The organism is Rhizobium sp. BK098, assembly GCF_014193155.1.
In the GTDB taxonomy this organism is placed as follows: domain Bacteria; phylum Pseudomonadota; class Alphaproteobacteria; order Rhizobiales; family Rhizobiaceae; genus Rhizobium.
In genome coordinates this window covers 730559-744854 of record NZ_JACHYY010000002.1, presented here as the reverse complement: position 1 = coordinate 744854, position 14296 = coordinate 730559, and the positions used below count along the sequence as shown (strand labels likewise).

Below are 14296 nucleotides of genomic sequence, written 5' to 3'. Positions count from 1 at the left end.
CAAGCCCGGCGGTTTCGTGTTTTCTGGCCCATGCAGCTCAGGCGGCCCGGCGACGATGATCCGCAGCGGGTTGGCCGTCGTTGACACGGAAGCCGCGGATGAGGGCGAGGAGATCTTCCGTGTCGGCGGCGAGTGTCTCGGCCGATGCCGTCGTCTCTTCGGCCATGGCGGCGTTCTGCTGCGTGGCGGCATCGAGCTGGTTCATCGAAGAGGAGATCGAGCGCAGCGTCGTATCCTGCTCGGAGGCGCTGTGGGCGATCTTCGAGACGATTTCGTTGGCTGCCTTGATCTGACCGGAGATGCGCTTCAGCGCTTCGCCTGCCTCACCGACAAGGCGGACACCCTGATCGACCTGGCCGGAAGATCGGGCGATCTGGTCCTTGATCTCCTTGGCGGCTGCGGCGGAGCGCTGGGCAAGTTCACGCACTTCCTGGGCGACGACCGCAAAGCCCTTGCCGGATTCGCCGGCGCGAGCCGCTTCGACGCCGGCATTCAGCGCCAGAAGATTGGTCTGGAAGGCAATCTCGTCGATGACGCCGATGATCTTGCCGATTTCTGCCGAGGACTTCTCGATGCCGCTCATCGCTTCGATCGCCTGGGCAACCACGGCATCGCTGCGCGATGCTTCGGCGCTGACGGCATGAACACGCTTGCTGGCTTCATCGGCGCCTTCCGCGGTCTGGCGGACAGCGACGGTGAGTTCGTCGAGCGCGGCGGAAGTCTCTTCCAGGCTGGCGGCCTGGCGTTCGGTGCGCTGCGACAGTTCGTTGGAGGCGCGGCGGATTTCTTCCTTGCTGAGGCCGATGTCGTTGCCCTTGGCGTTGACGCGGCCCATCGCGGCTTCGAGATGCGACAGCGCCTCGTTGAAGTTGTTGCGAAGGCCGGCATAGCTGGCGCCGAGATCGCCGCACCTTATCGTCAGGTTCCCCTGGGCGAGGTCTTCAAGCGCCCGGCCGATGACCGAGACGACGCGCGCCTGTTCGTGGGCCTCGTCCTGCTGCTGGCGCAGGTTCTGTTCGCGCTCATTGCTGATTTCGAGTTCCTGTGCAGCCTGGCGGTCGGCCAGCACGTGGCGCTCGCGGATCTTTTCTTGCAGCGCCTGGGTCGCTTTCGCCATCAGGCCGATTTCGTTGCGCATCTCGGCATGCGGAATGGCCATCTTCACATCTTCGTCGGCCACGGCCTTCAGTGCGGCATGGACGTCGGTCAGCGGCTTCGTGATGCCGCGGATGAAGTAGAAGGCGGCGCCAATGCCGACCAGGAAGACGATGCCGCAGATCATAAGCGCACGCCACATGGTAGCGTTGATCTGCGCCTCGAGGTCATCCATGTAGACACCGCACCCCAGGACGATCTGCCAAGGCGCGAAGGCGGCTGAATAGCTGCCCTTGAGGAAGAACTCGCTGTCGGAATGGCCCGGCTTGTTCCAGTAATAGATGGTGCGGCCGCCGCCCTTGATGCCCTTCTCGACCATTTCCTTGCTGAAATGGGTGCCGTTCTTGTCGACCTGCGAAGACATGTCCTTGCCGATATTGACCGGGCTCGGATGAATGCGCTGGATCACATTATAATCGAAACCGAAGAGATAGCCTGCCGGCGCGAAGCTCACATGCGACAGGACCTTGAAGGCTTCGGCCTGGGCTGCCTCATGGGTCATCTCGCCGGATTTTTCGCGCTGATAATACTGGTTCAGAACCGAGATGCCGGATTCGACCTGCGTTCGCAGCATGTCGAAGCGGTCGTCGTAAATGGAATCGGCCTGGGACCGGATCTGGAAATAAGTGGCCACTGCGAAGGCGGCCATCAGGACGCCAAGCAGGGCAAATAATTGATGCGAAATCTTGAGATTCTTCATGGTGCCTCCCACAGGGGTGAATACCGGTGCGGTTTCCTACCGCCTGTGCGATCGCCTGAGAGAATCCCAATACGCTTGCCGCCGCTTAAATGACATGCTGCTGTCCGGTGGCAGTAAAATCGCTGTTTATGTCTAAGAAAGCTTTAATTGTAGGGATTTGGTTGTATTTAATTCGGAATTAAACCGGAGATGTGTGCAGGAATTGTAAGTAATACGAAATTTTACTTGCTTATGCCGTCGAGGAGACTTCGAGATTTCCGGCAATTATTTAGATTTATCGAATATTATGAGGATATATTTACAAGTTTGAATATGGTCGGCATTCCGCAAGCGGCCAAGCGTTACCAAGACGGCTTGCGGGGCTTATTGGCGAAGCTGGAAGCCGGAGATATCGAGCGGCGCGGGTTCGCGAGTTGTGGATGAGTTCGGCAAGGCCGCCGTCCGAGCCGTGATGTCGATGCCGTCGACGGGCTCACCAGCGGCGGCGAGCGCTTCTGGCGTAGGCTTGCTGACGAAGTTAACAGGCGAGCCACCCATCCAGGCTTCGGTGCGGACGACCTTTTTCTGTCCGTCGATATTGCGCACGACGACGGATTGCGTGCCGGGCTCCAGCGTCGGCACGGTGTATTCTCTTTCTGTGACGGGAGGCTTCAGTGGAGGGCATTCGGCGCAGCTTTTGTTGATAATGCTGCCCCTGCCGCCGATCATCGTGCCGTCAATCGGCTGGATCGACGAGGCCATGGCAGAACCGCCGGCCAGTACGCACGCCAAGGTCACAAAGAAGGAACGCATAACCAAGAACTCCGCCTATAGTGACGAAGACATTAGTGTAGCTTTATTTCCATCCCGTCAGGAGATTAGGTAAAAATTTAATGGACTTGCGATTGCAGAGCCGAAGTGATGTTTACTTTTCGCGCTCCACTGCGCGCCATCCGATATCATTGCGATAGAAGCCGTTGTCCCATTTCACTTCGCCGGCAAGGGCATAGGCCCGTTCTTTTGCTTCGCCTACAGTCTTGCCTGTTGCAGTGATGTTGAGGACTCGCCCACCCGTCGCAACGAGTGCGCCGTCCTTCAAGGCTGTGCCGGCATGAAACACTTTCTCGCCTTCGTCGTCGGCAGGCAGCGCCGCGATTGGTGTGTTCTTGGCGTAGGAGCCGGGATAGCCCTTCGAGGCCATGACGACGGTTAGCGCCGGATCCTTGCTCCATTCGGCAGTCACCTGATCCAGCGTGCCGTTTGCGCAGGCATAGAGCATTGGCAGCAGGTCGCTTTTCAGGCGCATCATCAGCACCTGGCATTCCGGATCGCCGAAGCGGACATTGTATTCGATGAGTTCGGGACCCTTGGCGGTGATCATCAGCCCAGCGAAGAAGACACCGCTGAAAGGATGGCCGCTTTCCGCCATGCCGCGCATCGTCGGCTCGATGATCTCCTTCATGGTGCGCTCGACCAATTCGGGTGTCATCACGGGGGCAGGGGAATAGGCGCCCATGCCGCCGGTGTTCGGGCCGGTATCGCCGTCGCCGACGCGTTTGTGGTCTTGTGCGGTCGCAAGCGCCAGCGCATGCTTGCCGTCGCAAAGGCAGAAGAAGCTTGCCTCTTCGCCATCGAGATAGGCTTCGATTACCACTTCCGCGCCGGCCTCGCCGAATGCACCCTCGAAGCAATCGTCGATCGCGGCAAGCGCTTCGTCGATGGTCATGGCGACGGTGACGCCCTTGCCCGCCGCAAGACCGTCCGCCTTGACGACGATCGGCGCGCCTTGAGCGCGGACATAGGCTTTCGCCTTCGGTGCATTGTTGAAGCGCTGATAGGCGCCGGTTGGAATATTGTAGCGGGCGCAGATATCCTTGGTGAAACCCTTGGACCCTTCGAGCTGGGCGGCGGCTGCAGAAGGGCCAAAAACGGCAATATCGGCGGCGCGTAGCGCATCGGCAATGCCGGCGACCAAGGGCGCTTCCGGGCCGACGACGACGAAGTCGATGGCCTTGTCCTTGCAGAAGGCGACAACAGCGTCGTGGTTGTCGATATCGATCGGCGCAAGCGTCGCATGCTCAGCAATGCCGGGATTGCCGGGTGCGGCATAGAATTCCGTCATGAGAGGCGATTGCGCCAGTTTCCAGGCCAGTGCGTGCTCGCGTCCGCCCGATCCGATCAACAGAACTCTCATGGCTTGCCCTTTCGTTGCGTCCTTTTGCGCGGTTAAGCGGGGATGAGCCAAAGGTCAAGCGGCAAATCCTGTGGAGGCAGGGCTGGCAACATTGCCATGCCTTTTTATCCCGTTAAAGCGGAAGCGGCTTCGCCCTCCACGCTATCTCCGCGCCCGGATTGGCGTGTTCCGTGCCGAAACCGCTTCTTATGTCCGCGGGATCATGCTTATGGTCCCCTTTACGATTGTCCAGTTCAGAGAGACACATGTCCGCCGATATCCGTTCCCTTGCTGCAACCATCGCCGCCGAGATCAATGCCCGCCCGGATCAGGCCAAGGCCGCCATCGAGCTCTTGGACGAAGGTGCGACCGTGCCCTTCATCGCCCGCTACCGCAAGGAAGTGACCGGTGGCCTCGACGATACGCAGCTTCGTACTCTGTCGGAACGTCTGGTCTATCTGCGTGAGCTGGAAGCGCGCCGCGCCGCTATCATCGAATCCATCGCCGGCCAGGGCAAGATGACCGACGAGCTGATGAGCAAGGTTGCAACCGTCGGCACCAAGGCTGAGCTGGAAGACCTTTATCTGCCCTACAAGCCGAAGCGCCGCACGCGCGCCGAAATTGCGAGGGAACGCGGCCTCGGCCCATTGGCCGACACGATCCTTGCGGATCGCTCCAAAGAACCCACGGTTCTCGCCGAAGGCTTCATCACGGCCGATGTGCCTGACGCGAAAACGGCGCTGGAGGGCGCGCGCGATATCATCGCCGAAGGCATTGCCGAAAATGCCGACCTGCTGGGCAAGCTGCGCAATTACATGAAGACCAATGCAACGCTGAAGGCCGCCGTCGTCGACGGCAAGCAGGAAGCGGGCGCCAAGTTCTCGGATTATTTCGCCCATCAGGAACGCTGGGCGACGGCTCCCGGTCATCGCGCGCTTGCCATGCTGCGCGGCTGGAACGAGGAAGTCCTGACACTGAATATCGAAATCGATGCCGACGCCATCTCACCCAACAAGCCGGTCGAACGCATGATCACTGCGGCCTATGATATCGGCACCAGCCGACCCGGCGACCGCTGGCTGACGGAGGTCGCAAGCTGGACCTGGCGTGTGAAGCTTTCGATGTCGCTGTCGCTCGACCTGATGCGGGAACTGCGCGAACGCGCAGAAGAAGAAGCGATCCATGTTTTCGCCCGCAATCTGAAGGATCTGCTGCTGGCAGCGCCTGCGGGTTCGCGCGCCACCATGGGTCTCGATCCGGGCATCCGCACCGGCGTCAAGGTCGCCGTGGTCGATGGCACCGGCAAGCTATTGGAAACGACGACCGTCTATCCCTTTCCGCCGAAGAACGATGTGCGCGGTACGCAGGCGACCCTTGCGGCATTGATCCGCAAGCACAAGGTCGAACTGATCGCGATCGGCAACGGCACAGGCAGCCGCGAAACCGAAAAGCTGGTGGCCGACATGCTGGCCGAACTGCCGGCGCCGAAGCCGACCAAGGTCATTGTTTCCGAAGCCGGCGCATCGGTCTATTCCGCGTCGGAAACCGCGGCGCTGGAATTCCCCGGGCTCGACGTCTCGTTGCGCGGCGCCGTCTCCATCGCCCGCCGCCTACAGGATCCGCTGGCCGAGCTGGTAAAGATCGAGCCGAAGTCGATCGGCGTCGGCCAGTACCAGCACGATGTCGACCAGCAGAAGCTGTCGCGCTCGCTGGATGCCGTGGTCGAAGACGCGGTGAATGCCGTCGGTGTCGATCTGAACACGGCGTCTGTACCGCTGCTTGCCCGTGTTTCAGGCCTTGGGCCTTCGATTGCCGAAGCGATCGTTCGACATCGCGATGGCGAAGGCGCCTTTGAGACGCGGCGCGATCTCCTGAAGGTCGCCCGTCTCGGCCAGCGCACCTTCGAGCAATGCGCCGGCTTCCTGCGTATCCCGAACGGCAAGGAGCCGCTCGATGCTTCCTCGGTACACCCGGAAGCCTATGGCGTCGCCAAGAAGATCGTAGCCGCCTGCGGCCGTGACCTGCGCACGCTGATGGGCGACACCGCGACGCTGAAGGCGGTCGATCCCCGTCAGTTCATCGACGACAAATTCGGCCTGCCGACCGTGCGCGACATCATCGCCGAACTGGAAAAGCCGGGCCGAGATCCGCGCCCGAGCTTCAAGACCGCGACCTTTGCGGAGGGGGTCAACGAGATCGGTGACCTCAAGCCGGGAATGCTGCTGGAAGGAACTGTCACCAACGTCGCCGCCTTCGGCGCCTTCGTCGATATTGGCGTCCATCAGGACGGTTTGGTGCATGTCTCGCAGCTGGCGGATCGCTTTATCAAGGATCCCCATGAGGTCGTGAAGGCCGGCGACGTCGTTAAGGTCAGGGTCGTGGAAGTCGACGCGAAGCGTAAGCGAATCGGCCTCTCCATGCGCAAAGATGGCAGCACTGTGGCAGCCCCGTCCGGGCGGGACACACGCGAACAGGGTGGTCCGCGCAGCGCTGGCGTTAAGGGAAATACCCCTCCGAAGGCCGAACAACAGGGTAGTTTTGGGGCAGCGTTGGCGGACGCACTCAAACGAAAATAAGGACTTAGCGGAACTTCGTGCAAGAATGTCACACTCTGGCAGCGTTGTTGTCAGAGTGCCAATGACTGTGGAAAGGTGCGCTTGCCACAATGCTGTGAGGCGTTAAAGTTGCCTTAATGTCATGTCATAACATTCGGGGCGTCCATGGCGTCGACACTCTTTTCTCTCGTCAAGAAAATCATCCGTAAAGGTTCACTCAGGCTTACGCTCGCATCCGGCGAGACCCATATGGTCGGCGACGGAACCGGAGAGACGGTGGCCGTCCGTTTTGCCGATCAGCAGGCTGAAGATGCGGTTGCCCGCGATCCGACGCTCAAGCTCGGCGAAATGTATATGGAGGGCCGCTTCATCCTCGAGCAGGGGGACATCTACGAGTTCCTGTCGCTGGTGAAGCAGAATACCACCAATGAGATCTTCGATTTCCGCATGGCGGCGCTGCTGCTCGGCCGCATAGCCTGGCAGCAGATCAAGAGCCGCTCGCCAATCAATCGCAACAAGCACAATGTTGCCCATCACTATGATCTGTCGGCGAAGCTCTTCGATCTCTTCCTCGATGAGGACTGGCAATATTCCTGCGCCTATTTCAATCCGCCGGGCATCAGCCTCTTCGAAGCGCAGGTCGCCAAGAAGCGCCATATCGCCGCCAAGCTGCTGGTCGAGCCTGGCCAGAAGGTATTGGAGATCGGCTCGGGCTGGGGCGGCATGGCCATGTATCTTGCCGAAGCCTATCCAGGCCTCGACGTGACCGGTATCACGTTGAGCGAAGAGCAGCTCAAGGTATCGCGCGAACGGGCAGCCAAGCGCGGCCTCTCCGATCGCGTGCGCTTCGAGCTGCAGGACTATCGCTACCTGACGGGCAAGACGTTCGACCGCATCGTCTCGGTCGGTATGTTCGAACATGTCGGCATCGGCGACTACGGCAAGTTCTTCCGTAAGGTTTCGGAGCTGTTGGATGACAACGGCGTCATGCTGCTGCACTCCATCGCCCGCCCGAAGCCGAGCTTTGCCACCAACGCCTTCATCGAAAAGTATATTTTCCCCGGCGGCTACATCCCCTCGATCGGCGAGACCACGCCGCCGCTGGAAAAGGCAGGTTTGTTCACCAGGGACGTCGAAACCCTGCCGATGCACTACGCCTATACGCTGAGGCATTGGCGCAACCGCTTCGTGGCGCGCAAGGCCGACGCCGTCGCTCTCTACGACGAGAAGTTCTTCCGCATGTGGGAGTTCTATCTGGCCGGTTCCGAAATGGGCTTCCGCTGGGACGAACTGTTCATTATGCAGCTCCAGATCACCAAGAACCAGTTCGCCGTGCCGGATAATCGCAATTACATCGCGGAGCGCGAGGCGAAACTGAAGGAATTCGAGGCATGGCGCGCGCCTTTGGAGAAGGTGACGTTCTGAGCCTCCGTCATCGCGCCGTTTGACGGGGCCGGACCGTGGAAAACTACGGTCCGGCCTTTTTTATTCACGCCTGCACGTCGTCAAACTTGCTATCCGCCGACATGGACGGTGAAGGTGCCGTCTTGCACCGTACCATCCGTATTCAGTCCCGTAAGGCGCAGGGTGAACTGATCGGTGCCCGCAAAACCAGGGTTCGGCGTGTAGTAGACGATGTTGCCTTGAACCGTCTTGCCCGAGCATAGGTAGGCAGTGCTGTCTTTCGAAAACTTCGCTGTGACCGGCCCGTGCTCGACGTCAACCTTGCCGTGGGCAGGCTGCTTGATGACGCCCGTATAGGGAAATCCTGCAAAGGTGCAGTCCTGCTTCACAAGCGAAGCAGTGGTCACCTTCGTCTTTTTGCCAGGCGCCGCTCTTCCCGAAAACTGGCTTTGCTTTGCTCCGCCGATCGGAGTGCCGACGCAGCCGGAAAGCGCCATGCCGGCAGTCAGGATCAGACCTAGGGAGATCAGGGATATGCTCTTCATTCGTTTCTCATCTTTTGAAATGGGGGGCTATGAGATGGCGGGCATTTGGCCATCGCGACCATTACCCGCGATTGAGTATCTATACAGAAATTAAATCAACGCGATAGGCTGCCACATGTCGAGCGGGGGGCCGGATTGGGGCAACCGGAATTTGATGTTCTGATCGAATTCGGCGTGTTGTGGTTAAGGGAGCGGTAACGCGATCAGCATAATTTGCAGCAACTCTTGGGTCGGACGGCCCTTTGTATTGCGTATCATGGAGTTTCGTTGTGTTTGCAAAGTTAAGGTTCCTTTTCATTGGTGGCCTCTCCGCCGTCGCTTATGCCGGCGCTGCCGAGGCGGGCGACGGCCAGCATTTGTGGTCGGGTGACTGGTACTTAAGCGTCGGTGCGGCCGGTTTCTCGGCACCGAAATTCGAAGGCGGCAAGCACAACAAGCTGCAATGGTCGCCGCTTGTGTCTATCGGCCGGCAAGGCCCAGGCCCGCGCTTTTCCTCGCGCAACGACAATCCCTCCTTTGCCCTGATCGAAAGCGACGCGTTTCGCATCGGCATCGTCGGCAAGTTCGTGCCGAGCCGGGACAGCAGCGATGGCCGCGAGCTGAAGGGATTGAAGAAGGTCAAGTGGGGTGTGGAAGCCGGCGGCTTTGCCGAAGCCTATCCTACGGACTGGTTGCGTGCTCGCGTCGAAGTTCGCCAGGGTATTCGTGCCCATAGCGGCATCGTCGCCGATGCCGCGGTCGATGCCTTTACCGACATCACGCCTGAGCTTCGCGCCTCCGCAGGTCCACGCGTGACACTCGCCAGCAGCGATTATTTCGACACCTATTACGGCGTCAATGCGCGCCAATCGGCTGCCTCCGGCCTCAGCGGATACAAGCCCGGCGGCGGCGTCAAATCCGTCGGCTTCGGCGGCGCACTGACCTGGAAGGCCTCGCAGAATTGGACCACCAGCACCTTCCTCGAATATACCCGGCTCACCGGCCCGGCCGCCGACAGCAGCCTCGTGCGCGAGCGCGGCGACCGCAACCAACTGCTGATCGGCGTTTCCGCCAGCTACAAGTTCAATTTCACCATGAACTGAGCAACGGGCGAGGTCATGTTTCTTTATGGCTCGCCGCTTGACCTCCGGTGCCGGATGTCACTACTACTCGCCTATGCAAAAGACAGGCGACATTAACGGGCGCGTCGCTGACGCGCCATCCGGCAACTGGGTCTACCGCGTTCTGCCCCCGACGCTCTGGCCTTACGCCCAGCTTGCACGCTGGGATAGGCCGATCGGCTGGCAGCTGCTGATGTGGCCATGCTTCTGGTCCGTGGCGCTTGCGGCCAATGCCTCCGTCGCCTCGGGGCAGGGCTCTCCCGGATTCGTGGTGATCTATCACCTCTTCCTCTATTTCGTCGGCGCCGTCGCAATGCGTGGCGCCGGCTGTGCCTATAATGACCTCGTCGACCACGAGATCGACATGTCCGTGGCGCGCACGCGCTCGCGCCCGCTGCCATCGGGCCGCGTAACGCGCCTGCAGGCCAAGGTATTCATCGCATTGCAGGCTCTGGTAGGCCTGCTGGTGCTGCTGCAGTTCAACTGGTTTGCCGTCGTGCTCGGTGTCCTGTCGCTCGGCATCGTCGCGCTCTATCCCTTTGCCAAGCGCTTCACGGACTGGCCGCAATTCTTCCTCGGCCTTGCCTTTTCCTGGGGCGCTCTGATGGGCTGGGCGGGTCTCTTCGGCAGCCTGTCGCTTGCCCCGATCGTGCTCTATCTCGCCGCCATCCTCTGGACCATCGGTTACGATACGATCTACGCGCATCAGGACAAGGAGGATGACGAGCTGATCGGTGTGCGCTCGACCGCCCGGCTTTTCGGCGATCAGACGCGCCTCTGGCTGGTCGGGCTCTATGGGGTGACGTTGCTCCTGATGCTGCTGTCCTTTGCACTCGCGGGTACAAGCTGGCTGGCCTATATCGGTCTGATCGTCGCCGGCGGCATGTTCGCCTATCAGATCGCCGTGCTCGACATCAACGACGGTGCCCAATGCCTTGCGCTATTCAAATCTAATAACCGCGTCGGCTTGATCATTTTTGCCGGGCTCTTCCTGTCGTTCCTGCTTCTTGCTCCCTGAAAATGCAAAGATTTCGGCCGCGGGATTGGTTTCCCACGGCCGGTTTTTAGCGATATTCGGTTTTCGAGCCCTATCGGCTTAATGTCTGGCGATGATCTCGCGGCCCTGGATCTTCATCTTGATGCCAAGCTTGCCCGTCGTGCGGCGCACGAGGAAGCGGGGACGGCGGTTTGCGAAGTAGGAATGGCGGCGACGCGGCTGGCTGTCCTGCGAGCGGACACCGCCGAGATGTTCTTCCAGCGGACGGGCAACGCCGTCGGCTTCGATCATCAGCATCGGAATACGGAAGGCTTCCGACCAGGAGCGCCAGTCGGCGGCGATATCGCTCAAGTCATGAGCGACGAGAAGGGGGATGCAGAGATCCGGATCGGAGTGATGCAGTTCCAGCGTGACGGTAACTTCGCCATCGCCATGGTCGATGGCGCGGGCTGCAACACCCTTGAATGCACGCTTGGGCAAGGCGACGGACAGCGGCAGACCGCTGGACGGCAGGATCTTGCGCAGCACGGCGCCGCGCTCATCGATCGTAATGGTGACGTCACCCTCGGCACCTCGCATGGCATAGCTGACCTGTTGCGGGAAGCGCGCCGGATCAAGCCGCAGTGTGGTTCCAGCCCAATCGGGCTTCAGGACGGTATTAGTCATCGATTTCTCTACCCTTGCTTTACCTGAGAGCCGGTTGTTCCGGTCTTCTCTCGGAGAACTTTTGTCCTCTCGTTGTTGGGCAGATTAGGCGCCGTCCCTTCCAGACAGCTTAAAAATCGAGGTTAAGAAAACTTTGCGTCCTCAAATGGTTAGCAAAGTTGAATGCATCAGGGTTTCCATAAGGTGAATACAGGGCAGGGTGGTGCATCAATATAGTGCACGCATTGGATGAGTGCCTGTAAGTCTCAGGTAAGGTTTATATGAAATAATGCCAGCTAGATTCGCCGCTTTTATTAGAGATCTATTGGGATTCTGCTGATGATTTCCACTTATCTTGGTTATACGATCGCAACCAGAGATATGACGACGTCGCTCAATCAGGTGGCGCAGCAGTCGCAAAACAAGCGTTCGATCGACTATTACAATGCCAATATCGGCAAAGTAAAAGACGTCGACAGCTTCCTGAATGACTATCAGTTATACAGTTATGCGATGGAAGCCTACGGGCTTTCCGACATGACCTATGCCAAGGCCTTTATGAAACAGGTCTTGACCAGCGACCTCAGCGACTCAAGCAGTTTCGCCAACAAGCTCACCGATCCGCGCTATAAGGAATTCGCTGCGGCGTTCAATTTCGGCACGAGCGCGACGGGCACGTCGAATACGGCACAAACCAGCACGCAGGAAGACGACCTCATCGGGCTTTACCAGCAGTCGTTTACGAATGAGGAGACGTCGGCGGCGACCGAAACGAGCTATTACAGCCAGAACATCAGCTCGGTAAAGACGGTCGATGATCTCCTAGGCAATACCCGCCTGCGCAATTACGTGCTGCAGGCCTACGGCGTCGATCCGACCTATGTATCGAATCCGGCTCTGAAGCAGATGCTGACGAGCGATCCCAGCGATCCGAACAGCTACGTCAATCAGAACGGCAGCGCCGCCGACAAGGCTCTGGTGGCGGAATTCAATTTCAATGCCGACGGCACGGTCAAGACATCGACGCCGGATGGAGACACGGCCTATTACGAGGCCAATATCGGCAGCGTTACCTCGGTCGATCAGCTGACGTCCAATCCGCAGCTGTTCCAGTACGTCAAGACGGCTTTCAATATCCCGTCCTACATCACCGCGGATCAGTTCAATGCATCGGCCAAGGATGCCGCTACCGCGAGTTCGAACGGGCTGACCGCCGTCATGGCCGAGTTCAATTTCCAGAGCGATGGCACCGTCGCATCCGGCTCGCAGGTGCAGACGTCCGGCCAGATAAGCGCCACCACGTCCGGCTATACCGCGAACTACCCGGGTGGGCCGCAGACGCTCAGCCAGCAGGCCGATGTGATGAGCGCCTATAATTTCACCGTGCCCTCGTTCGTTACGAGCGTCGGCGCGGCCGATAACGATCTCTATTACAAGAATCATATCGGCTCCATTACGTCGGTCGACCAGCTGACATCGGACACGCGTCTCTTCGATTACGTCAAGACGGCTTACGGCATCGATCCGACGACGCCCGCCGCCGTCTTCAAGAATGCCTTCGCCGATCCGACGACCGCTGCCATCTTCGGCCTGACTTACGCCGTCTCCCAGTTCAATTTCCAGTCGGACGGGACGCTTGCTTCCGGCCAAACGGCGCAGTCCCAAAGCGAGATCGACGCGGCCTCCAAGGCCTATATGAGCAACTACCAGTCGTCGCAGTCGAACCTGAATACGGATGCGGTCAACAACTATAAGAACCGCATCGCTGACGTGAAGACCATCAAGGATTTCTTTGCGAGCAATACCGCCGACAGCAGTGCCGCCAATGACAGCGCGCCGGAGCTCTATCAGATGGCGCTGCGCGCCTACGGTATCGGCGAAAACGAAGTTACGAAGTCACAGCTGACTAGGATTCTCGAAAGCGACCCCTATGATCCGAAGAGCTACGTCAACTCGCTCAAGGATCCGCGGTTCACGGCCCTTGCCAAGGCCTTCAATTTCGACAGCAAAGGCAATCTGAAGGCACCGGTGCAGGCTCTGTCGCAAACGCAGATCAACAGCTATATCTCGCAATATTCCCGCCACAGCACGGCGGGGCTGTCGGGTGCCGAACTGACCAAGGCCAATAACGACGCCAAGACAGCTGCTACTTATTTCGCCACCAACATCGTCAAGGTGACCGGCGTCACGGATCTGCTCGCCGACAGCAAACTTACGAATTTCATCCTGACGGCTAACGGTATCGATCCGAAGACGGTCGATACGGCGACGCTGAAGAAAGCTTTTGCCTCCGATCCATCCGATGCGAAGAGCTTCATCAACACGGCTGACGGTGCCAAGTTCAAGAGTATCGTCGAGGCGTTCAATTTCGGCACCGACGGAAACCTGACCGACAGCAAGCTCGGCACGGCGCAAAACCAGGGCGCGCTTTCAGCGACCAATGATCTCTTCCTGCATCAGACGCTGGAAGATCAGCAAGGTGACAGCAATCCCGGCGTGCGCCTGGCGCTTTATTTCCAGCGCAAGGCGCCTGATATCAATTCGATCTACGACATCATGGGTGATGCCGCCCTTTATGAGGTCGTTACGACCACCTTCAATCTGCCGAGCTCGATCTCCAACATGGACGTCGATACCCAGGCCAAGATGCTCGGCAATTTCATCAATGTGAGCGACCTGCACGATCCCGACAAGCTCAATCGGCTGCTGCAGCGATTCTCGGCCATGTACGACCTGCAGAACAATACGACCTCCTCGGCATCCCCTGCGCTTTCGATTCTGACGAGTTCCTCCCCGGGCGTGGGTATCAGTGCCGACACGCTGCTTTCCATCGCGCAGCTGTCCTCATCGCGCTAACGGGTCCGACAAAAAATTTAACCTGTCTCATTGCCGCACTTCCGTGCGGCTGAGCTGCGTCATGCCCTTGTTTCCACAGAGATTTCGAGAATATTCGGACATGTTTTCCGGGTGCGGAATGGCTGCTTTCCACAAGCGCAGGAAGGAACTTATTAACCATCCTTGCCCTATTCGATTTGAGAAGCCA

10 protein-coding genes are annotated in these 14296 nt (G+C 59.1%); 5 read left to right on the top strand and 5 right to left on the bottom strand.

Going from position 1 to position 14296, the window contains the following annotated elements:
* Window positions 1–37: 37 nt before the first annotated feature.
* The 3 genes from FHT73_RS08520 to purD form a co-directional block, all read right to left on the bottom strand.
* Window positions 38–1855, bottom strand: a complete 1818-nt coding sequence (locus FHT73_RS08520; RefSeq protein WP_183710938.1) for a methyl-accepting chemotaxis protein — start codon at window positions 1853–1855, stop codon at window positions 38–40.
* 363 nt (window positions 1856–2218) lie between these two features.
* Window positions 2219–2647: a plant virulence effector HPE1-like domain-containing protein gene (locus tag FHT73_RS08515; protein ID WP_183710936.1), complete on the bottom strand. Its 429-nt coding sequence runs from the start codon at window positions 2645–2647 to the stop codon at window positions 2219–2221.
* A gap of 112 nt (window positions 2648–2759) precedes the next feature.
* Complete coding sequence (gene purD / locus FHT73_RS08510; protein ID WP_183710934.1) at window positions 2760–4028, bottom strand: phosphoribosylamine--glycine ligase; 1269 nt, start codon at window positions 4026–4028, stop codon at window positions 2760–2762.
* A 245-nt stretch (window positions 4029–4273) separates the two neighbouring features.
* Between purD and FHT73_RS08505 the strand changes: the two genes are divergently transcribed.
* A complete protein-coding gene (locus FHT73_RS08505; RefSeq protein WP_183710932.1) occupies window positions 4274–6583 on the top strand; it encodes a Tex family protein in 2310 nt (769 codons plus the stop codon).
* A 144-nt stretch (window positions 6584–6727) separates the two neighbouring features.
* Window positions 6728–7987, top strand: coding sequence for a cyclopropane-fatty-acyl-phospholipid synthase family protein (locus FHT73_RS08500; protein WP_183710930.1), 1260 nt, complete (start codon window positions 6728–6730; stop codon window positions 7985–7987).
* A gap of 89 nt (window positions 7988–8076) precedes the next feature.
* Here FHT73_RS08500 and FHT73_RS08495 read toward each other — a convergent pair whose 3' ends face one another.
* A complete protein-coding gene (locus FHT73_RS08495) occupies window positions 8077–8511 on the bottom strand; it encodes a hypothetical protein (protein ID WP_183710928.1) in 435 nt (144 codons plus the stop codon).
* Window positions 8512–8807: 296 nt separating this feature from the next.
* Between FHT73_RS08495 and FHT73_RS08490 the strand changes: the two genes are divergently transcribed.
* Together FHT73_RS08490 and ubiA are read left to right on the top strand one after the other, a co-directional pair.
* Window positions 8808–9593 carry a MipA/OmpV family protein gene (locus FHT73_RS08490; RefSeq protein ID WP_348648126.1) on the top strand — a complete coding sequence of 262 codons (786 nt, stop codon included), beginning with the start codon at window positions 8808–8810 and terminating at the stop codon, window positions 9591–9593.
* Window positions 9594–9666: 73 nt separating this feature from the next.
* Window positions 9667–10629: a 4-hydroxybenzoate octaprenyltransferase gene (ubiA, locus tag FHT73_RS08485; protein ID WP_112606036.1), complete on the top strand. Its 963-nt coding sequence runs from the start codon at window positions 9667–9669 to the stop codon at window positions 10627–10629.
* Window positions 10630–10707: 78 nt separating this feature from the next.
* Here ubiA and FHT73_RS08480 read toward each other — a convergent pair whose 3' ends face one another.
* Entirely contained in the window at window positions 10708–11274 is a 567-nt protein-coding gene (locus FHT73_RS08480; protein ID WP_015339003.1) for a DUF6101 family protein, read from the bottom strand.
* A gap of 318 nt (window positions 11275–11592) precedes the next feature.
* Here FHT73_RS08480 and FHT73_RS08475 point away from each other — a divergent pair, with 318 nt between their 5' ends.
* Entirely contained in the window at window positions 11593–14109 is a 2517-nt protein-coding gene (locus FHT73_RS08475; protein ID WP_183710926.1) for a DUF1217 domain-containing protein, read from the top strand.
* Window positions 14110–14296 lie beyond the last annotated feature (187 nt).